This window comes from Candidatus Pelagibacter sp. PS_40, assembly GCF_059417765.1.
Genome location: NZ_CM182064.1, coordinates 970,656 through 991,700, shown reverse-complemented (window position 1 = coordinate 991,700; position 21,045 = coordinate 970,656). Strand labels below are relative to the sequence as shown.

The 21,045-nt window shown below is 30.5% G+C and carries 16 protein-coding genes; 13 read left to right on the top strand and 3 right to left on the bottom strand.

Annotation, left to right across the window (positions count from 1 at the left end; translation table 11 throughout):
• Positions 1-66: 66 nt before the first annotated feature.
• The 7 genes from AC5SLW_RS05235 (at position 67) to AC5SLW_RS05205 (ending at position 9,444) form a co-directional block, all read left to right on the top strand.
• Positions 67-1,080, top strand: a complete 1,014-nt coding sequence (locus tag AC5SLW_RS05235; protein WP_006997834.1) for a type IV pilus twitching motility protein PilT — start codon at positions 67-69, stop codon at positions 1,078-1,080.
• Positions 1,055-1,780: a prepilin-type N-terminal cleavage/methylation domain-containing protein gene (locus AC5SLW_RS05230; RefSeq protein WP_018413520.1), complete on the top strand. Its 726-nt coding sequence runs from the start codon at positions 1,055-1,057 to the stop codon at positions 1,778-1,780. Before AC5SLW_RS05235 ends, AC5SLW_RS05230 begins: the two co-directional genes overlap by 26 nt.
• A gap of 4 nt (positions 1,781-1,784) precedes the next feature.
• Positions 1,785-2,435 carry a prepilin-type N-terminal cleavage/methylation domain-containing protein gene (locus AC5SLW_RS05225; RefSeq protein WP_006997836.1) on the top strand — a complete coding sequence of 217 codons (651 nt, stop codon included), beginning with the start codon at positions 1,785-1,787 and terminating at the stop codon, positions 2,433-2,435.
• On the top strand, positions 2,432-3,364 hold the full coding sequence (locus AC5SLW_RS05220) for a PilW family protein (RefSeq protein WP_494574826.1): 933 nt from the start codon (positions 2,432-2,434) through the stop codon (positions 3,362-3,364). The genes AC5SLW_RS05225 and AC5SLW_RS05220 overlap by 4 nt, the downstream gene beginning before the upstream one ends.
• Entirely contained in the window at positions 3,364-4,137 is a 774-nt protein-coding gene (locus AC5SLW_RS05215; protein ID WP_018413518.1) for a pilus assembly protein, read from the top strand. The genes AC5SLW_RS05220 and AC5SLW_RS05215 overlap by 1 nt, the downstream gene beginning before the upstream one ends.
• A gap of 69 nt (positions 4,138-4,206) precedes the next feature.
• Positions 4,207-4,725 (top strand): pilus assembly protein, encoded by a 519-nt coding sequence (locus AC5SLW_RS05210; protein WP_494573926.1) that lies wholly within the window; start codon positions 4,207-4,209, stop codon positions 4,723-4,725.
• A gap of 3 nt (positions 4,726-4,728) precedes the next feature.
• Entirely contained in the window at positions 4,729-9,444 is a 4,716-nt protein-coding gene (locus tag AC5SLW_RS05205; RefSeq protein ID WP_494574824.1) for a PilC/PilY family type IV pilus protein, read from the top strand.
• A gap of 29 nt (positions 9,445-9,473) precedes the next feature.
• On the opposite strand, the gene AC5SLW_RS05200 is transcribed toward AC5SLW_RS05205, so the two are convergent.
• From AC5SLW_RS05200 to AC5SLW_RS05190, 3 genes are all read right to left on the bottom strand, one after another.
• Positions 9,474-9,683, bottom strand: coding sequence for a hypothetical protein (locus AC5SLW_RS05200; RefSeq protein WP_006997841.1), 210 nt, complete (start codon positions 9,681-9,683; stop codon positions 9,474-9,476).
• A complete protein-coding gene (locus AC5SLW_RS05195; protein WP_006997842.1) occupies positions 9,684-10,397 on the bottom strand; it encodes an AsmA family protein in 714 nt (237 codons plus the stop codon).
• A 66-nt stretch (positions 10,398-10,463) separates the two neighbouring features.
• Positions 10,464-11,228: a prepilin peptidase gene (locus AC5SLW_RS05190; protein WP_027307142.1), complete on the bottom strand. Its 765-nt coding sequence runs from the start codon at positions 11,226-11,228 to the stop codon at positions 10,464-10,466.
• A 99-nt stretch (positions 11,229-11,327) separates the two neighbouring features.
• On the opposite strand from AC5SLW_RS05190, the gene AC5SLW_RS05185 reads away from it, so the two are divergent.
• From AC5SLW_RS05185 to AC5SLW_RS05160, 6 genes are all read left to right on the top strand, one after another.
• Entirely contained in the window at positions 11,328-12,674 is a 1,347-nt protein-coding gene (locus AC5SLW_RS05185; RefSeq protein WP_006997844.1) for a GAF domain-containing SpoIIE family protein phosphatase, read from the top strand.
• 1,344 nt (positions 12,675-14,018) lie between these two features.
• On the top strand, positions 14,019-16,562 hold the full coding sequence (gene pilM / locus AC5SLW_RS05180; RefSeq protein WP_271512185.1) for a pilus assembly protein PilM: 2,544 nt from the start codon (positions 14,019-14,021) through the stop codon (positions 16,560-16,562).
• A 2-nt stretch (positions 16,563-16,564) separates the two neighbouring features.
• Entirely contained in the window at positions 16,565-17,242 is a 678-nt protein-coding gene (locus tag AC5SLW_RS05175; RefSeq protein WP_006997846.1) for a hypothetical protein, read from the top strand.
• Positions 17,229-17,735, top strand: a complete 507-nt coding sequence (locus tag AC5SLW_RS05170; protein WP_006997847.1) for a hypothetical protein — start codon at positions 17,229-17,231, stop codon at positions 17,733-17,735. The genes AC5SLW_RS05175 and AC5SLW_RS05170 overlap by 14 nt, the downstream gene beginning before the upstream one ends.
• Positions 17,736-17,737: 2 nt before the next feature.
• The gene (locus AC5SLW_RS05165) at positions 17,738-19,294 is read left to right on the top strand and encodes a secretin GspD/PilQ domain-containing protein (RefSeq protein ID WP_006997848.1); all 1,557 of its coding nucleotides are present in this window, start codon (positions 17,738-17,740) and stop codon (positions 19,292-19,294) included.
• Positions 19,294-21,045 carry a GspE/PulE family protein gene (locus tag AC5SLW_RS05160; protein ID WP_006997849.1) on the top strand — a complete coding sequence of 584 codons (1,752 nt, stop codon included), beginning with the start codon at positions 19,294-19,296 and terminating at the stop codon, positions 21,043-21,045. The genes AC5SLW_RS05165 and AC5SLW_RS05160 overlap by 1 nt, the downstream gene beginning before the upstream one ends.

Here is a 21,045-nt window from a genome sequence, read left to right as displayed (position 1 = left end):
CTTATTTTGAACACAGATGACTAAGTAAACATTGTTTTTGTTAATATTTGTATGTAAAAATTCATCATGTTTGAAAAATTAGAAGAATTAGCAAAAAATAATAAAAAAATTTCAGATTTTCATATTAGAACTGGTTGGCCATTAGCGTTTAGGCAAACTGGAGAAATACACAAAATTCAAGAAATTGTTGTTAAAGAACAAGATCTTCAAGATCTAATATCTACTAATTGTAACGAAACTGAAATGAAAAAGTTTAGTGAAACTCATGAGTTAGATTCATCAGTTACATTAAGTGGATTAAGATTTAGAGCTAATTTTTATAAAACTATTCAAGGACCAGCTGCTGTATTAAGAAGAGTAGAGAGCGTTATTCCTGAAATGGATCAATTTGATTTACCCCAAGTTCTTTATGATATTGTCGATATGCATAAAGGATTAGTTTTAGTAACTGGACCAACAGGGTCTGGTAAGTCCACAACACTTGCAGCAATTGTAAATGAGATTAATAAAACTAGAACTTCAAATATTATTACAGTTGAAGATCCAGTTGAATTTATTCATAAAGATTTAAAAAGTATTGTGTCTCATCGAGAAGTAGGAAAACAAACCAAAACATTTTCTAGTGCATTAAAAGCTGCACTTAGAGAAGACCCAGATGTAATTCTAGTTGGGGAGATGAGAGATTTAGAAACAGTTTCACTTGCATTAACTGCTGCTGAAACAGGACACCTAGTTTTTGGAACCCTTCACACTAGTGGTGCTCCTAATACCATCAATAGAATTATTGACGTTTTTCCACCTGAGCAACAAGCTCAAATAAGAGCACAGATATCTTCTTCTTTAAAGATGGTGGTTACTCAAAGACTTCTTAAAACAAAAGATGGTCAAGGCCGTTGTGCAGCGTTTGAAGTGATGAAGTGTACGCCTCCAATTCAAAACTTAATTAGAGAAGCTAAAATTCATCAAATACCTAGCATCATGCAAACTTCTGTGAGAGATGGTATGATTACTATGACTAAATCATTAGAAGAATTAGTTAAGGCAGGTAAGATAGATGCGAGTGCAGGACGAGAAGATTAAAGGATTTAACGTCCTTGAATTAATTGTTGTCGTTGTACTTATTGGCGTCATCTCAGCCATAGGTTATCCCAATTTTTCTGAATGGCGAAAAGATAGAGAGACTAGAAGCGCAGTACTTAGCATAAAATCTTTAATCGAAGGAATAAATTCACAAGTTCAAAGAGGTCAATATGCATTTGTTCAAGTACATATATTAGAAGAAGTGAATGGCGCAGAAAGAAATTTAATTGTTACATCAAAAGGAATGAAACCAGAAAAACTAGCAAGTTTGTTAAATGATGGAACTAGTGACTGGTGGGCAAAAATTGGTGATCGATGTAATATAACAGACGATGCATATTGGGATGATGATCCAGATCAAGGTGCTGATAATGTTGAAGTAAGACAAATTACTTATGATAATATGGCAACTTCTTGGGAAGGGGATGACGGAGCTATTTGTTTTAGTAAAAATGAGAAATGGTACAGTGGCGCAGGTAAATTACAATCATCCTTGCCTGAAGAGGGGGATGTAGCAAGATCTGTAGATAATACTTTATTTATTTGCAGAAGAACAAATGATCGATCAAGTTGCGATGTTGATAGCGATGGAACACCTGCTTCAGAGCATGATCATTTATATGTTATTGAATGGTCAAGATTTGGCAATGTGATACTTGAAAAATGGGATACAAGAAATTCTGATTGGGTTAAACAATAACAAGATGAAAAAACAAAAACATAATATTTCTGGACTTTCTTTAATAGAAGCACTTGTCTCAGTTGTGATTATTGGAATTGGATTTGTTTCAATTTTACAAATGACAAATTTTTCCGTTCAATCAATAGATAATTCAGGAGATAGAACTAAGGCAAATTTTTTAACTGAGATGATAGTAGAAGACGTCATTGGAAGTAAAAATTCTTTCTATGGAGTAAATTCTGATAATGAAAATATAATCTATAGTACTGATGGGACCGCATCACTAGATGGAGACACATTAAATACATTTTCAAAGCATCTAAGTGACAATAGTTGGAGTGCAGATCTGAGCTGTGGTGGAAGTAGTTCTGATACCACTACACCAGTTGAGAATAAACAAAACATCTATGAAACTCAACAAGTGGATGCTCCTCGAAATAAACAAGCTAAGTGGAATACTATATTTGAAGAAAATAGATTTTTAAAATGTAAAAGCACAACTGAAGAAAAAAAATTGCAAGTATTTGAAATATGTAAGTGGGATGCTTGTGATTATAAATTAGATTCTATAACAGATGAGCCTTTGTACATTGGTAGAGTGGAGATGAAATTAAATGAAGGTAAAAAAAGAAAATTTATATATTTTCAGTCAGACTATAAACTTAAACAATGAATAAAAAAAATTTAAAATCTATTGCTGGTCTTACATTAATTGAGATTTTAATTAGTGTGGTGGTGTCATCGATAATGATGGCTGCAATTTATACAACTTATTCAATTGTAAATTCAACTTATACTCAAGTGTTAGAAAAAGCTAAAGTAAGCAGATCCTCTAGAGATTTAATCGAGTTATTAATTCGTGATACACGAATGGCAGGATTTAAATATTATTTAGGTGATAATGATTTGGGTTTTCCAGTAGAAAGTTATTTAGAGTTCGTTGGTGGTGCTACTACGGTGAAAGATAGCCATGACCCAATTGTGATAATTCCAAATGAACTTGGACATTCACTTGGTGATGCTATTGCTACTCCAACTCCAAAACATAACTTAGATGATACTTGCTGTGATAAAATTCATATTGTTTATGATGATTTTAATCAAAATGATGCTACTCAACCTTACAAAAGATATAAGCTAACTTATTTTGCAAATCCATTATCAGATGGTTCTAATGCTGATGGCCCTATAAATCCAAGATACGGCATATACAAATCCAAAATTAGTTGGCAACAAAATATTGGTCAAGAAACTGGAAGTTGGGTTTCAGATTGTTCCGAGTGTTATCACAATGAATTAGTAAGAGATTATGTTGAAGATATGGAATTTATTGCATTAGATCAAAATGGAAAAGTTTTAAGTCCTTACCCAAATACAAATTCTGAAGCTTCGAGGGGAAATTTATATAAAATTAGAGCAGTAGATATTAGGATCGCATTTATTTCTGAAAAGCCTTTCTTTAGATTTGAAAGTAGGACAGGAAATGAAAGACAATTAAGTGGATTTTCTAGAGCGATAAGATCTTTTTCAGATAGAAACTTAAGGGATAATGTAGTGGTGACCGTATACACAAGAAATATTGTTGGACAGGATATATTTTAATGAAAAAAAATAATCAAAATGGATTTACACTAATTTTATCACTTGTGATGTTATTAGTAATGTCGTTGATGGGAGGCGCTTTAATTGTAATTTCTTCAGGGGATCATCAAAGCAATAATACTAGTGATCAATATCAACAAACTTTTTATGTTGCTGAACATGCCTTAATTGAAGCAGAGAAAAGAATAATTAATAGAATGATTGGACCTTGGACAGAAGTGAGTACGATTACCACACCACCAGTTGGATCTACACCTACAGAGATCACTGCTCACAATAATTATATTGAGCAACTTACAGCTACAGCAATTGATGGCTTTGCAAGAAACACAGATGGAAGAGATACTCCTAGAAATACTCTTACTCCTGTAGAAACTCCTTGTTTTAAAAGTTTTAGAAATTTAATCAGAAATGATAGTGGGGGAAATTTATCTTTAGTTACAGATCATTTTACTAATCAAAATTTTGGAAGTTTAATTGAGCCAATTTTAAATACCCCAAGTGATGTAGGATTAGAGGCAGATGATGCAGAAAAAGAAAAAGAATATTTAAAAAGGTATAGATATGAGTTTTTTTCAATTAATGTTGGTTCCTCTACCTTTAAAGGAGCGGGGGCTAGTCTTAAAAAAACCTCTACTAACGCTCAAAGACAAGGAACAGCTTATAGAATATATGGTTGTGGATATTTAATGCCTAAGGGCGCAGAATTAGGCGAATTTGAGGATCCTGAAATATTAATTCCTTTAGAAACTTTAATTATTTTATCTAGTTAAACACAAAATGAGCACCATAATCATTACTTTAATTACAATCTTTTAAAATATTGGCTATTATTAATGATAATGAAAAATATCTTTATTGGATTGTTATCACTTTTTTTATATTTCAGTTCATTAACCATGAGTGGGGCGTGTGAATTTTTAAAAGAACAAATTGGTACCCCAGTTTCAAGCATCATTGAAAAATATGATAATTTAGACGAGCCTCCGGGTGGTGGTGATCCAACTGCTACCTACGTTAAAGAATATGACAGTTTAAATTTATGTGAAAATTCTCAATTAGAAAATAGTGTTTTAAAAGTATTTATTAAAGAAGGAAAACTCATTGGAACTGAAATTGAAGGTGCTTTGGGTGAAGCAAAAAATAACAAAATCATAGACTTTGCAAAAACACATTTAGGGTACAAAAGTGAAGTAGATTTTGATGAAGAGTGGACAGGGGCTATATCTTTGTCATCTTTTGGTGATGACGTCATTTATGGTAGAGTTAGTGATTCAAGTGGAATTTATGAAATGTTAATTATTACAAAGCCAGAGTTTGATTCATTTTTGTTCGGACCTAATGTCATAAAGTTTTTTTAATTTATGAAAATATTATTTAAATTATTTAGTTTATTAATTTTAATTATTAATTTTAATCAAACATCTTATGCAAAACCATTGCCACCTGGATCAGGTGAAGGGGATGTACCAGCTAATATTTTAATTTTATTAGATAGCTCCGCTAGTATGAGACGTACATTAGGAGATGGTATTCCTGTTATAAGCTCTGCTGCAATCGATGGAAATGGAAATAGGGTTTTAACAAGTGCCGATAAATCGCTGGGAGGATTATATCTTTTTAATTCTGCCGGTGAGAGAATTAACTTTACTGGAACCAATCAATCAGGCGGATCTTATACAAGAGATACTTGGTGGGCAGGAAGTAATACTGATCAACGATGTGATTACCGTTTAAGGGATGGATCCAGAACAACTAATCATCTTATTTCTACAACTAGAAAATATCATGAAGCTCGCTATGTAACAGGAGTAACTGTTCCAGGAACTAATATCAGTAACGAAAATCTTTTATTTGCTGTTCAATTTGATGATAGGTCCTCTTCTGTTGCAGTTATTGCCCTTGATACACAATATAGATGTAGACTTGCACTAACGGTAAATAGTGTAAAACATATTCGCGGTATGGACATTAGTGCTAATGCAGCAGGACATATTATTGTAGGAGTTTTTGGTAGATCGGGTAGAAAAAATGCTTTTCAAATGACCTGTAATCTAAATCAAGCTGATTGCGAAGAAATTACAGGTAGAGGTAAAGGTCAAACGGATGTGTTTGGCAGAATATATGACGGAAACCGTTATAGATTAAATAGCGACTCTACAAGAATGTATATTTCTGATGATGGGAATCTTTATGAATATGCAACAAGAAATGTTGGAGGACAAAATGTAATTTCATATGCCTGGGGTGAAAAAAAGGAGTGTCGTGCTAGCCGTAACTCAACTATAAACCAAATTACACAATTTGAGTTATCTAGCAATGACGATGATATTTTTTTTGTAGGAGGTAGCGGAAGAGAACTTGTAAGAGTACAATGGACTGCTGGGTACAACATTTGTACACGTATTACCGGTCTAGGAACCGCTAGCTCACTTTCAAACGCTGGTCAAGCTGCTGGAAATTTAGCTGCTGATAGCGTTAGAGTTACAAATGCACTAACTGCTATAAGTAAATCTGGTGGGAGAATTTTATTTAGTCATAATAGTTATGTTGATGAATTAACAGAAGCTAATTTTACATCTGCAAATAGAAATACAGCTTGGCAAATTCAATATGGTGGGCCAAAAATAACAAGACTAGACGGAGCAAAAGCAGCAATTATTGCCGTTTTGACAGATAGTACTTTAACTAGTGGTGCTAATTTTGGTTTTGGTCACTGGAACGCTGGCGAAGGTAGTCAGGGAAAAACTGGTATAAGAGGTGGCAAATATTGCCATGGTAGTGGTACTTCTTGCAATTATTATGGAGGTTGGTCCGGCAATCATCCTGCTGGTCGAAGCAGAATATGTACTGGTAATTCTTGTTTAAATGTTGGAATTGGTCCAGAGGGTGCTAATAACGCTATTCCTGTTGTTGAGAGATTAGGAGTGGAGTGGGGCACAGACTCTGAAGCATTTTCTCAGATTGCTCATGATTATTTTTTTGGTCCAGTTTCTCCTCATGACCCAAACTCTGACTGTCAGTTAAATTATGTAATTGTTATTGGTGATGGTGAGATGTCTGGTACAGGAACTGCTTCAACTAGTTTTCAAGGGCGGACGGCAGGCAGACTTACGAGAATGAGAGAGGAATTAGGAATTAAAACTTTGATGGTTGCTTATGGAGATGGAATAAAAGCTAGTGGTATGAATAGATTTAATGAATTAGCTTTAGTTGGTTCATGTGATGCAGCAGGTGGTGAAGATTGTGAACAAACTATTGTAGCCACTACACCTCTGGAACTTCAGACTGAGCTTCAGCAGAAAATTAGACAAATTTTAGCTGAGCGATTAGCATTTACCGCACCATCCATTACAGCAACCATTCAACAAGGGGGTTCATTATACCAAGCGCAATTTGCTTATGAACAATTTGGAGAGTGGAAAGGAACCATATTGAGGAAAACTTTAAATGCAGATGGAACAGTTGAACATGATCCTAACGCACCAGGAAACTGGGATGCAGCAGCTCGAGTAAGAACGCAAGCAGCTGGCGGGCCTACAGATCCTGGTACAGCTGATAGCAGAAATATATGGACACCCATTGCAGATCAAAGTTTAGATTATTTAGGAAATTGGGATAACGTTAATGAGGCTACTGCACCAACTTTAGAACCTGAGATGGAAAGACTAGGATATGTTCTTAGAAATTATCATTCCTCAACATCAAAATGTGGTGGAGATGATACCACAGATGATGAGCGAGATGGAATTCTACGTTTTTTAGCTGGTCAAGATTTTTTTGATTATGATGGAGATTGTGACACTACAGAATTAAGAAGCCATGTTCTTGGAGATATATATCATTCTCAATTAATTGAAATTGGCGCACCAGATGGAAATACCCAATTTACTGATAATAACCAAGAAGCTTACTTTAGAACTATAAATAATTATCAAGCCTTTAAAGCTTCACAACAAAGTAGAAGAAATATTTTATATGCAGGTTCTAACAGTGGATTACTCCATGCTTTTTCTGCTGAAACAGGAAATGAAGAATGGGCATTCTTACCACCCTTTTTAATTGGAAAATTACCTACATTAATTAACTCCAGACTTGATGGAGCAATTGATGGATTTAAGGGAGGTAGTAATGCAGTGTTTGGAGTAGACGGCTCTCCAGTTGTCCATGATGTGTTTATGAAAGGCTTAACTCCAGAGGGTGATGTCGAAGGTTCCGCTAGTTGGCATACCATATTATTCCAACCGTTTGGAAGAGGTGGATCTGGTTTTTCAGTATTAGATGTAACCACTCCACTAGTAAGAGATGGTTTAGGACCAATGCATATGTTCAGTGTATATAATGATTATATTAATAATGTTGTATATATCATGGACAACGAAGGAGAAGTTAGAGAATTAGAGTATTTTTCAAGCTCTGCAGAAATATCTGCTTCAGATGAAGCCCTAAAAGCGCAATCAAATTTTAATGAAGCTGTTACTGCTGATGAAGCCATCGACTCGGAGACGACTACTAATCAAGATGCAATTGCTGTATGTCAGTCTGATGCAGATGTGACTGGAGAATTTAAAACTGCTGGAACTGCTTCTTGTTACATAGGAAGAACTTTCACTTTTAGTGATATATCTTTTAATACCCCAAATAATCAATCCATACCTGAAAACATGATAAATGTTTCAGAAATGGTTGATGGTGAATTTTTGCCAGTAGAATTTTCAGATGCAAGAATGATCGATGGCCAATTTGTAATTACTTTTGATGAAGATAAAATTTATAATCCAGGTGGAAGTGTAAATGAAACAAGAGAAACAACAAATATATTTGTTCAAACCTCATGCACATCATCTTCTGGAATTGATCCATTCTTTGACTATAGTAAATTAGGTGAAACTTGGTCAACACCAAGAATTGTAAGATTACCATCAGACATTGAAGCAGAGAGAGAAGACCCAGCAAATGATAAATATGTTGCAATTATGGGTGCAGGAATGGCTAATAATAATTTATGTGCGGGCTCTGCTTTGTTTATGGTTGAATTAGACAATATGGATGAGCCAGGAAAACTTTACGGTGGAGATCAAAATGGTGGACCAATTACAATTGTTGATACATCGCCATCAGGCGTGGCTCTTGGAAATGATATAATTGAAACACCTTACGGTAGCAATATTAATAATGCGGTTCCAACGTCCCCACTTGTGATCACTCCTGATACTGGATTTGGAATTCCTTGGCGTGGGGCAATGGTTTATATTAATGATAGAGAAGGAAAAATTACTAAAATAAATTTAACAGACTCTACAAAAAATGATGCTAAATTATTTGATCAAACAACCTTATTTAGATTAAACGCAAGTACTACCAATAAAAGATATACTTTTTTCTCAATGGATGCAGGTGTAGGAGTTACCACAAAAGATTTTTGGTTGTTTGGTGGTACTGGAGACTTTAATAAACTTGGAGATATAGATAGAAATATGGATAATATTTTATATGGGATTAGAGATTTTGATTATCCTTATTTTAAACATTTAAATGGAGTGACTATTCCTTCATTTGATGATCAAGCTTTTACATCCACAGCTCATCAAGGAGCTGATAATGCTAAATCGATTGATGATGCAACTGTTTGCTCAGATGTTACAGGAGATACTGATGCTAGTCTTTGCCCAGATTCTGCAGAAAGTGCCTGGGTAATCCATTTAGATACACAAGGTGATAATAATTCACACAGAAAAGCATCTGCCCCACCAACTTTATTTAAAGGACAAGTATATTTTCCAGTTTATGAACCGCCTCCAGGATCAAATCGATGTAATATTGGAAATGCATATATTTGTGTAGCAGATGATGAATGTGGAACTAATAATTCACATAAACTTGTTAAAGGCGCAGAAGCTAACGGAAGCAACTGTACATTCATTAGAGAAGGGGTTTTATCTGAATTAGTAATATTTGGTGACAAACTTTACGCAAACGTTGCAGGGCCTAGTGAAGACAGTGATACTTTATATTCTGTTATAGCTGTTCCTGGTGAGATCTTGTCAAATACAGGTGGTTGGAGAGATACAGGATATTAATTCAAGTTATAACACTCTCACAAGTGGATCTAAGAAGCTGAAAACAACCTAAAATAGGAATATATAACCCACACAAACATATCAAGCATAGTTATAAATATAATTGCCAAACCAACAATTGAATCTTGTTTTATTTTTTTTCTCCATTTGATTGGAAAAAAATTTAAAGAATATGCATAAACTAAAATGAATATATTTAATGATGCAATAATAATGTTGATAAATAAAAAAGTATTCATTTAGTTAATCAAACCTTTCAGCTTGTTCTTTAATTTGTCTTTTACTGTATCCTCTATTTGCTTGATATCCAAATTTTTAACAGCATCTAATAAATTATTACTCATTATTTTTTCTCGTACATCAACCACCATGTCTTTAAATACTTTTTTTAAAATATCTTTGTAGTTTTTACTATCCTTAGTATTACCAATATCTTTAAAATTCATATCATTAATTGTAAAGGTTTTTTCAAAATCAAAATCAGAAGATAATACGGCTAAATTAATATTTTTAGCATCTAGGTTTTTAATATTAAAGTATTTGCTTGATTGAGAGTCGGTATTTTTAAATTCAAGATCTTGTTGAAGATTTCTTAGATTGTCTGAAGTAATTCTGTCAGAAAATTTAAAATAATAATTTAAATTTATATTGTTTAATTGAACATCGTTAATCAATATATCATTAGAAAAAATTGAGAATGTATCTAAATTTACTTTAACAAAATCTACTTCTGCTAAATTACCATCAAACTTTTTGTTAAGTATCTTAATGTTATTTGCACGAGCTTCACCACTTAAATAATCAATACTTAATTTTTTAATTGATACTTCTCTATTTAATGAACTTGAAATATTATCTTCTAATATATTTTTAATTAATCTGTCTCCTATAAATTCAACCAATATATAAAAAGATAAAGTGAATATGGTTATTATGGAAAGAAATTTTTTCATACACACTGATCTATATTAATTTAAAAAATAATTCTAATGGTTAATCGACCACTCTGGGTTATATTCTTAATTCAAAAATAATCTTATCTGTTCATTAAAAATAAGAAAAACTAAGTTTCCTATAATTAAATAAGGACCAAAAGGAATTTGAGACGAAAGATCTTTTTTATTTTTAATTATATCTGGGACAACACTTAAAAGTGCAATGACAGATGAAAAAAATATTACAAAAGGAATTGAAGCCCATCCAAACCAAAAACCAATTACAGAAAGTAATTTAGCATCACCCAAACCCATTCCTTCTTTGTTTCTTAATTTTTTATAAGTAAAAATTATTAACCAAATGATTATGTAACCAAACAAACCACCTATTAAAGAGTTAACTAAATTTGGAAACAGAGTGGTATTTAAATTTGGATCAAATGATTTTAATAAACCAATTATCATAAGAGGGTATGTTAACTCATTTGGAATTATGAAATGTTTTAAATCAATAAAAAAAATAATCACAAAACAGATGCTTAAAATAAAAAAAAGAAGAGTAGTTAATGAAACTCCAAAGAAATGAAAAATTACTACAAAATTTATTGCTGATATTAATTCTACTAAAAAATATTTAATATTAATTTTAGCCGAACAACCTCTGCATTTTGCTTTTAAAAACAAATATGAAAATAATGGAATGTTATCGTGCCATTTAATTAGGGTTTTACAGGATGGACAGTGGGATCTTCCTGTTACAACGCTTATATCGTCAGGAATTCTATGGATACAAACGTTACTAAAGCTGCCCCATATACTTCCAAAGATAAATGCTATAAGATATAACACAACTTATAATTTAATTTTGGATGACAGTTCTATGAAACCATCAATGCAATATTGTACAAGCATCATTGCGTCTGTAAGGTGTAAGTAGAAGTTAGGACTATGAATAATGAGTTCCATCAGTCTCAAAACTATCAAAAATTTAATGAATATCAATTTATAAATAACATGTTCTTTGGTGCTAAAAAAACAGAAACAATAAAAGTCGACAATACAAGCGTTAAAGACTTAGAATTGGTTACAAAAATGGGCCAGGAGTTTGCTAAAACTCTTGATTTAAAAGAAACACTACAAACTTCATTAGAGCTAATTATTAAAAGAATTAATGCTCAAGCTGCTAACATTTTTTTAATAGATAATGATAAGCAAAACTTTCAATGTATTGCATCAAAACACCAAGCATATCTAGAAGATTTTGAAATTCCAATTACTCAAGGTGTCATGGGAAAAGCAGCACTCATGAAACAATGTATAAGAGTTGGAGATGTTAGAAAGGATGTAAGAGAAATTGCAGAATTTTATTTTGATTTAGATAATAAAACAAATTTTACAACTTATTCTGTTTTATGTTCACCATTAATTGTTTCAGATGAATGTATTGGTGTTATTCATTGTTTAAATAAAAAAACAGACAACAAACTTTTTGAAGAAAGCGATAGAAAACTTTTAGAAACTTTATCTGGTCCTGCTGCATTAGCAATTAGAAATGCTAAGATGGCAAAAGATTTGATTGTTAAAAATAGAATAGAAAAAGAAATAGAAATTGTTGGAGAGATTCAAAAAACATTACTATCTCAAAACATTAAAGAAAATTTTCCTATTGCTGGAATAAATATTCCTGCCAAAGTTGTTTCTGGAGACTTTTATAATTTTTCAGAATTATCTAATGGAGTTTACGGATTTGGAGTTGCAGATGTTTCAGGTAAAGGAATTAAATCTTCATTACTAATGTCTAAAGCATCTAGTCTTTATAGATGTTTAAGTAAAACAAATTTTTCTGCAGCAGGTCTTTTAGATATTTTAAATACAGAAATTTGTGAAACTACTTCAAGAGGAATGTTTGTAACAATGCTGGTTGGAATTTACGATAGTAACAAAAAAGAATTAACTTTATCAAACGCTGGTCATGAACCTCCGTTAATTTATTCTAAAGATGGAAACTTTTCTAATTTTGAAGAAGCAGGACCTCCTTTAGGCATTGCTCCTAAGTTTAAATTTAAAGAAACCAAAATTAATTTTTCAAACAGCTCAATGTATATTTTTACTGATGGTATTACGGAAATAAGAGATGCTAAAGGAAGTATGTTAGAGGCAGAAGGATTTAAAGATTATATAAAAAAGTATCAACAAATTCCAAACCATGAAAGATTAAACAAGATTATCGAGGATATAATTAAATCTGGTCGAATACAAAAGGATGATTTAACAATTGTAACGGTTGATGGTTAATAATTATGGATAGATGTTTTTATTTACACTATTTAAGATAGAGTAAAAATGTTTATGGGATAGTTTCCAGTTAATAAGAGTAATTACCCCCAGTTTCATGTAATAATTCTAATTTTGGGTCAAATATCTGATAATTAGAAATAAATCCTGCAATCCTAGTCAAATCTCTAATTTAGAGTGAAATCTCTCATAATTTGCTATAAATCCTATACTGGTAGTCAAATCTCTAATTTAGAGTGAAATCTCTCATAATTTGCTACAAATCAGATTTAATTAGTTAATTTGAGTTTAGTCCCCAGATTTAGGCTTTAACCATAATATAAATTGTATCAAAATCTAATATTGCCATCCGCAATAATCAACAATTTGATGGATCAATGTTAAAATTTATATATATTATCCCAAAGGGATGAGTGATGTAAGGCTGTTTGAGCTTTTGTTAATATTCATATTTATCTCTAACACACAGCATAAAAAATATAAATTATCTCTAACACATAGGATAAAAATTAAAATTATCTCTAACACAAATCAATAAATTTATTGAAAATATAAAAAATGTTGATTTTATTGACTTTTTTAAAAATATGATAATATTAATAATTATAACACAAAATAAATATAGCTCTAACACATTTTATGTTTTATATTCATAATATTAAAAACGTTGATTTTGCTTACTTTTTTAAAAAAGAATATTATGTTAATTTTCTAACACAAAATGAAATAATTTTTTTTTTTTAAATGTGTTAGAATAAAATTTTTGTGTTAGAGAAAAAAAAATAATTTTTTTTTTTTATAAATTAGAATAATTCTAAAATTTGCAAAAAATATATTAGAATCTTTCTAAAGTGAAATAAAAATATATTAGAATCTTTCTAAAGAGAAAAAAAATAGTTTGGAATATTTCTAATGTAGGAAAAAAAAATATATTAGAATAATTCTAAACAAAAAAAATTAAAAAAATTATAACACAAATAAATTTTTCTCTCACACAAAAAAAATTTTCTCTCACACAAAAAACAATTAAAAGTTGTTTTAATAAAAAATAGCTATTTTACTTATTTTTTAAAAATAGAAAAAAATATTAAATTTCTAACACAATATAAAAAGATAAAATTATGATAAATGTGTTAGAGAAAATATTATTTAGAAAAAAATATCTTAAATTTAATTTTTTTCAATGATTTTAATAAACTGTTGATTTAATTGAATATTTTGTATTTCATTATTAAATTCAACCCATTTTGAACATAATGATTATAATCTTGTGTTAGAATTTTATTAATTTTGTGTTAGAGAATCAATTAACAATTTAAATATTAATTTTTATTTATAAGTTTTATGGACGAAGATAATAAAGATAAATTTGATTATAAAGAGGAAGATACTCTCAAGAGTGATCAGGAAAACCAATCTGAAAACGATTCAACTGATACTTTAAATCCTCAAGAAACTGATAATAATGAATCAGAAAAATCCAATGAAAATGATAATTTAACTGAAAATTCAGAAACTTTACAATCTCAAGATGAATCTGTTGAGCAAAATGTAAGTGCATCAAATACTAATAATGATGAAGAGACTTTAAAGAGTGATCAGGAAAACCAATCTGAAAACGATTCAACTGATACTTTAAATCCTCAAGAAACTGATAATAATGAATCAGAAAAATCCAATGAAAATGATAATTTAACTGAAAATTCAGAAACTTTACAATCTCAAGATGAATCTGTTGAGCAAAATGTAAGTGCATCAAATACTAATAATGAGGAACAAAAAAAAGAGCATGAGGTAATTCATAAAAAAGATGGAAGACTACATATATATGTAAGGCAAGATAAATATAAAGGTGAACTTAAATCAAGAAACTGGGTAGGTAGACTTTATATTGATGGTAAACAAAAAATTTCATCTTCTGGAACAACAAATTTAGATGATGCAATACCAATTTTGGAAAAATGGTTTGATGATGTTCATGAAGAAAGTAAAAAATTAAAAATTGAAGAAAATATTAAGCCAGAAGAGGGTGAATCTTCACAAATTGATATTTCAACAACCAATCAAAGTAATAATGAAGCACAACCACAAACTTCAAGTGTTCCATTAAATGAAAACTCAGAAATATCTACCCAAGATCAGGTAAAAAGTAAATTATCAAATATTTTTGGAAAAATTAAGGAAATTAAAATTAAAAAACCAGATTTTGCTAAAAATATAAAAAAATCATCTTTTAATAATTCTAAAGTTGGAAATTATAAATCAAAAATACAAAATTTTTTCAAATCCAAATTAGGTAAATCTAGTGTTCAAGGCGAAGAAATAATTGGTATTGAGTTAGCAAATAAAGAAATAAGAATAGTCCAAGTTTCTAGTAACAAAGCTAATCAATGGGTGTTAGAAAAATTACATATTCACCCCGTCGACATTACAGATGATAGTACTCCAATTGATAATGCGGATAAATTTTCAGAAGAATTAGTATTAGCAATTCAAAAATACAAAATAACTTCACCAAATGCAGCAATTGCTATTCCGGTAACTAGTGCAATCATAAGAGTAGTCACCGCACCTTTAATGAAAGAAGATGAATTAAATAAAGCAATCGAAACTAATTCATTGTGGGAAAACCTAGTTCAACTAACAGATAGTTTGGAAGATTATTCTATTTTTCATCAAGTCATAAATAGAAATGATAAAGAAAATACAATGGATATTTTATTCGTTGCATCAAAATTAACTGATATAAATAGTTATACTTCAATAATTAAAAATGCAGGTTTAAATCCTGTAATCATAGATGTTAAATGTTTTGCTTTAAAGTCATCAGTTGATCAAGTTAATCAAATAACAAATAAAACTGAGGATGCCAATTTAACTGCTGTTTTAGAATTTGGATTAGATGAAAATTATTTAATGATCCTCTATAATAATAACCCAATAATAACTGATATTTTTATTAGAGGGCAAGATAGAAAAATTTTACAAGATTCCCAAGATACTGAAGAAAAAGAAGGATTAGTTAGAAGATATGTTACTCAAGTTAAGCAAGCAATTCAAGATTTTGAGACTAAATATGAAAAGAGAATTCGAAACATAAAAGTTGTTTCAGATATTAAAAATGTCGATGAATATTTAGGAAGTTTTAGAAAAATTTTAATGAATGTTGGATTTAACACTTTTGATCCCACAGAAGGATTAAAAATTCCAAGTCAGTATCAACAAATTTTAGATAATAAGTTAAATAGATCTTATCTATCTACTTCTGTTGGCTTAGCCTTTAGAAAACTTGATGTCTTTGGTTATTATAAATTTGTTACTGCAGTTAAAAATATAAATCTTCTTCCAGATAGATCAAATGTAATGAAGCAAAAGAAGATGAAAGCAATTTCAGGTTTTGCATTCAAGGGTATTACTGCTGCTGTAGTTGCAATTTATGTGGTATTATTTGGTTTATCTTTTTGGAATATTGTTTCCTATAATAATAAATTAAAACAATATGAAACTGTAAAAATAGATCATGCTAAAATTATTAAACAGAAAAAAATAGTTTCAAAAGAACTTAGTGTAATTAATACGTCTTTAAAATTAAGTAGAACACTTAAATCAAATAAAGAATTAACTTATAGAATTTTAGCTCAAGTAGCCTCAAGTGTTCCAAACCGTGTAAAATTTGATCAAGTTGAATTTAATGGATCTAGAAGATTAACTATTCAAGGAATAGCTGCAAGTGATCAAGATATTTTGAAATTTATAGAAAATTTAGGAAATCAAAAATTGGTTGAGCAAGCATCATTATCATCAATGCGATTACCAAAATCTACAGCAGGTGGTGCTACAATGAAAGGTTTTAGAGTGTTTGTAAAAATTAAAACAGGTAAAATATAGCAATGGATATAGATTTAAAAAATATTAACATGTCTGATATCAAGGATCAGATTACAAAATTAGCTGATAAAAAAACTCTTATAAAAATAGGAATAATCTTTGGTGCAATTGTTTTTTTCTTAATAATTTATTACGCAATTTTAAATCCAATGGTTGAGTCTAGAAAAGCTAAATTGGACGACATGAATTTGAAAATACAAGAAACTGCAAAATTTACTTCTGAAATTTATTCAATGAGAGCAAGAATTAAAAAACTTAAGCCTGATTATGAAAAATACTCTAGCTTGTTTCATTCTAAAGCTGAAGTAGAGGGTCTTTATCAAACATTAAGTGAATACGCCGGACAAAATGATCTAGTAATCACTAGAATTGAAAAAAAGGTAATTCAAGAAGTATTAAAAGCACAAGCCTTAGCCCAAGCAGACGGTAAAAAAACGAAAAAAAAGAAAAACAACCAAGTTAAAAATGTTGCAAATATTGCCTATTATTTGATCCCTGTTGATTTTGAAATTGATGGTAATTTTATTGGTTACATAAAATTTAAAAGAGCTCTATCGCTTTCTAACAAAATGTTAAACTTTGACAAAGAGTCTATTCAGGTGGTAAAAGGGAATACAACTGGAGCGATAAAAGTAAAAGGTACGTTAACAATAGTGGGGTTACCAAATGAATTTTTTTAAAATAATCATTATTTCAGTGTTTTTTATGTTGCTATCAAAAGTTTCCATGGCTGATAGTCATGATAAAGAGCAAAACATTATTGATAAAGCTAAAGAGATAAATAAAAAGATCAAAGAAAAACAGGCAAATTCACAATCGAATATTTCATCAGAAATTAAAGATGAAGAGCCTCTTCCATTAAACGATCCTTTTGCTGGAGATAGTTCATTAACTGGTGGTAATACAATTTTATCAAGTAATCCAGAAGAGGCACAAAATGAAATGAGCTTATATAAGTTTAAATTAGTTGGGATAATGACCTCTGCAAATGATGATGGGTTCGTATCTTTAATTAATTCAAGTGGAAATATAATTACTTTAGCTAGGTTTGAAGAATTAAGCCCTGGAGTAAAATTAGTTGGATTAAATAATAGAGAAGCAGTTTTTGAAAAAAATGAAAACTCTCTCTTAGTGATAAATTTTAATAATAAAATTACAGAAAGAACAAAATAATTATGAAATTTAAAAACAAAATATTATTTTTAATTTTACCTTTTTTATTTATTTTTTTAACAGGTTGTGCTGAAAAATTTGCTAAAAACACTGGTTCTTTTAAACACGACACCCCACTAATAAAAACTGATATCAAGAAAACTGGAAAACTAGAGGTTGAAAAAAGTGTAGAAATGGGACCAACTCCTGCTGAAGGTGATGTCATAAAGCTTAAAAAAAGAAAACAAATATCATCTGTTAAAGAGAGAAATTATTTATTAATTTCGGAAGATTTCAAATCTTTAAAACAAAATGTTTCTTTTAAATTTCAAGCTTTAGATTTTAAAGAAGCAATGAAATTAATGTCTGAAGTTGGTCAAATTAATATTTTAGTAGGTGACGATGTGGCAGGATCAATAAGTGCAGAGTTAGATAATGTTCCATGGGATAAAGCATTTAATGCATTATTAGATTTAAAAAATTATGCAGCAGACATAGATGTAGCAAGTAATATTATTAGAGTTTCAACTCCTGCTAATCTAACGTCACAAGAAGGTTATAAATCAGCGAGAGCTTCAGCAGTTAAGAAAAAAGTTGAATTAGAAGATTCAGTAGAACCAATTATTTCAGAAATTTTTAGACTTTATTATATAACCCCATCAGAAGCTAAAGCCACAATCACAGAATTATTTACATCTGTTGGAACGAATGGGAATTTTATACCAATACAAGTAACGGAAGAAGCAACCACAAGATCAATTATTGTTAGAGGTAAAGAGAAAGATTTAGATATCGTTGATAAAGTTATTCGAGAAATTGATAAAAGAACAAAACAAGTTTTAATAGAAGCTTTTATAGTTGAAGCTACTTCAACATTTGAGCAAAGTTTAGGAAAAAGACTTGGAGCTGCTTACACAAGAAAAAGTTTAAGAATGGGTGGTACACAAGGAGGTAGCAGTGTAGGAGCTGCATCAGGAACAGGGGCTGCATTATCTGATTCAACAGGTGCTTTTACAAGCGGTGCTGGAACAGATAATTTAGTAAATTTTGGGTCAGCTGCTGCAACAAGTGGAATTGGAATATTGAAAAAAACAGGTTCTGCTGTTTTAAAACTTGAACTTGATTTTTTAGAAGCTCAAGGCTTATCAAAAACAGTATCTAATCCAAAATTATTTACATTAGATAATCAACAAGCAAGTATTAATCAGGGTGAAACAATTTATATTGATGGTGGAGAAGGGGAAGATAAACCAGTTGATGCATCATTAAAACTGATAGTTACTCCTAATATCATAGGTGATGGAAACGTTATGCTTTCAATTCAAGTAAACAATGATACTCCAAATAGAGCAAATGCAGCATCAGTAGGTGTAAATAAAATGGAGATAAATACAAAATTATTAGTAGCTGATGGGGATATAGTTGTAATTGGTGGTATTAAAAAAAATAACGTAGCGAATAATAGACAAGGTGTTCCAGGAACGTCAAAAGTACCAATTCTAGGAAAAGTACTTAGTGGAAAATCAAATTCTGATACAATGAACGAGTTATTGGTATTTATCGCTCCAAGAATTTTATAATGTTTAAAATAAGTAGAGAGAGTGAAATTAATTTAGTTAATGTCTTAATTGATAATGACATTATTTCTGGAAAAGATTTAATAGATATTAAAAAAGTAAGCACTGAAAACAATAAATCTCAAATTGATGCAATATTTGAATTAAAGCTTACTGATGAAAAAAAAATAATTGATTTATTAATTAAAGAACAAAATCTAGAAATAATTGATCTAAAGTCAGTTGAAATTACTGAAGAAGTAAAAACAGTTTTACCATCAAACTATATTAAGATGAATTTTGTAGCACCATTTAAAATTGATGGAAAAACTTTACACATGGCAATCCCAGATAGTTCAAAATTGGGATTGATGCGAAATTTAAAAGCTATTACAAAAAAAAACATAGAACTTCATGCTGCAAAAATAGGTGATATTTCTGAATATATTGAAAGATTATCAAGTGAAACAGATGAAGTAACTATTGCGTCAATTCGAAATGAGAATAGGAGAAAAACAAAAACTTTTGAAACAGATTTAGGAGATGCAGGGGAAGTTTTAGACAATAAACCAGAAGAAGATATTGAAGCAATTGAAAATGAGTCAGAGGTAATCAAATTTAGTACAGCGGTGGTAGCAGATGCAATTAAAATGGGTGTTAGTGATATTCATATAGAGCCTTACCGATTTAGTTCAAGAGTAAGATATCGATTAGACGGTATGCTTCAAGAACAAGAAACCTATAGACAGTTTCTGCATGACAATTACGGGGCAGTAGTTACTCGATTTAAAATTATGGGTAAATTAGATATTGCAGAAAGAAGATTACCACAAGATGGAGCTATTAATTTTAAAATTGGTAATAAAGTAGTTGACTTACGTTTATCAATTTTACCTACTGCAAATAATGAGAGAATTGTTATGCGTATTCTTAACAAAGACGCGGGAGATATTACCCTTGAACAATTAAATTTTGAAAAGCAAGATTTAGAAAGTCTAAGAAAAGGAATTCACGGTAGTCAGGGATTAATTTTGGTAACTGGACCAACAGGATCTGGGAAATCAACAACGTTATATAGTATTTTAAAAGAAGTAAGTAAGCCCCATTTAAATATTTTAACAGCTGAAGATCCTGTGGAATATGAATTAGATGGTGTAGGACAAGTACAAATTAAAGATGATATCGGTTTTACCTTTGCTAAAGCTTTAAGATCTTTTTTAAGACAAGACCCTGAAATTATTCTAGTTGGTGAGATGAGGGATAAAGAAACAGTTGATATCGGATTAAAGGCTGCCCTTACAGGTCACTTAGTATTTAGTACTCTACACACTAATGACGCTCCAAGTACTATTACTAGATTACAAAACATGGGAACGCCAGATTATTTAATAAGTGCTGCCTGCCAACTTGTTGTAGCCCAAAGACTAGCTAGAAAAAATTGTAAAGATTGTAGAGTGCCTGATGATGATGTTAATCCTAAGGTTCTTAAAGATATGGGGTTTAGTGATGAAGACGCTTCAAAAGTAAAAGCCATCAAAGGTAAAGGTTGTGCAAAATGTAGTGACTCAGGATACAAAGGTCGACAAGGTATTTATGAAATCTTAGTGGTCTCAAAACCAATTAAAGAAGCTATTTTAAAACAAGCAACCACTCCTGAATTAAGAGAAATAGCTATTAAGGAAGGATTTAGAACGATGCAAGATATGGGTAGAAGAATGATTGCATCTGGTGAGCTTAATTTTAGAGAGTATGAGAGAATTCTTTCAAGCGAATAA

Excerpts from the sequence above, each read along its gene's own strand:
- AC5SLW_RS05185 (WP_006997844.1), top strand. The coding sequence starts at position 11,328 with ATGAATAATGAGTTCCATCAGTCTCAAAACTATCAAAAATTTAATGAA.
- AC5SLW_RS05170 (WP_006997847.1), top strand. The coding sequence starts at position 17,229 with ATGAATTTTTTTAAAATAATCATTATTTCAGTGTTTTTTATGTTGCTA.
- AC5SLW_RS05230 (WP_018413520.1), top strand. The coding sequence starts at position 1,055 with ATGCGAGTGCAGGACGAGAAGATTAAAGGATTTAACGTCCTTGAATTA.
- AC5SLW_RS05195 (WP_006997842.1), bottom strand. The coding sequence starts at position 10,397 with ATGAAAAAATTTCTTTCCATAATAACCATATTCACTTTATCTTTTTAT.
- AC5SLW_RS05200 (WP_006997841.1), bottom strand. The coding sequence starts at position 9,683 with ATGAATACTTTTTTATTTATCAACATTATTATTGCATCATTAAATATA.
- AC5SLW_RS05175 (WP_006997846.1), top strand. The coding sequence starts at position 16,565 with ATGGATATAGATTTAAAAAATATTAACATGTCTGATATCAAGGATCAG.
- AC5SLW_RS05210 (WP_494573926.1), top strand. The coding sequence starts at position 4,207 with ATGAAAAATATCTTTATTGGATTGTTATCACTTTTTTTATATTTCAGT.
- AC5SLW_RS05215 (WP_018413518.1), top strand. The coding sequence starts at position 3,364 with ATGAAAAAAAATAATCAAAATGGATTTACACTAATTTTATCACTTGTG.
- AC5SLW_RS05205 (WP_494574824.1), top strand. The coding sequence starts at position 4,729 with ATGAAAATATTATTTAAATTATTTAGTTTATTAATTTTAATTATTAAT.
- AC5SLW_RS05220 (WP_494574826.1), top strand. The coding sequence starts at position 2,432 with ATGAATAAAAAAAATTTAAAATCTATTGCTGGTCTTACATTAATTGAG.
- AC5SLW_RS05165 (WP_006997848.1), top strand. The coding sequence starts at position 17,738 with ATGAAATTTAAAAACAAAATATTATTTTTAATTTTACCTTTTTTATTT.
- pilM (WP_271512185.1), top strand. The coding sequence starts at position 14,019 with ATGGACGAAGATAATAAAGATAAATTTGATTATAAAGAGGAAGATACT.
- AC5SLW_RS05235 (WP_006997834.1), top strand. The coding sequence starts at position 67 with ATGTTTGAAAAATTAGAAGAATTAGCAAAAAATAATAAAAAAATTTCA.
- AC5SLW_RS05225 (WP_006997836.1), top strand. The coding sequence starts at position 1,785 with ATGAAAAAACAAAAACATAATATTTCTGGACTTTCTTTAATAGAAGCA.
- AC5SLW_RS05160 (WP_006997849.1), top strand. The coding sequence starts at position 19,294 with ATGTTTAAAATAAGTAGAGAGAGTGAAATTAATTTAGTTAATGTCTTA.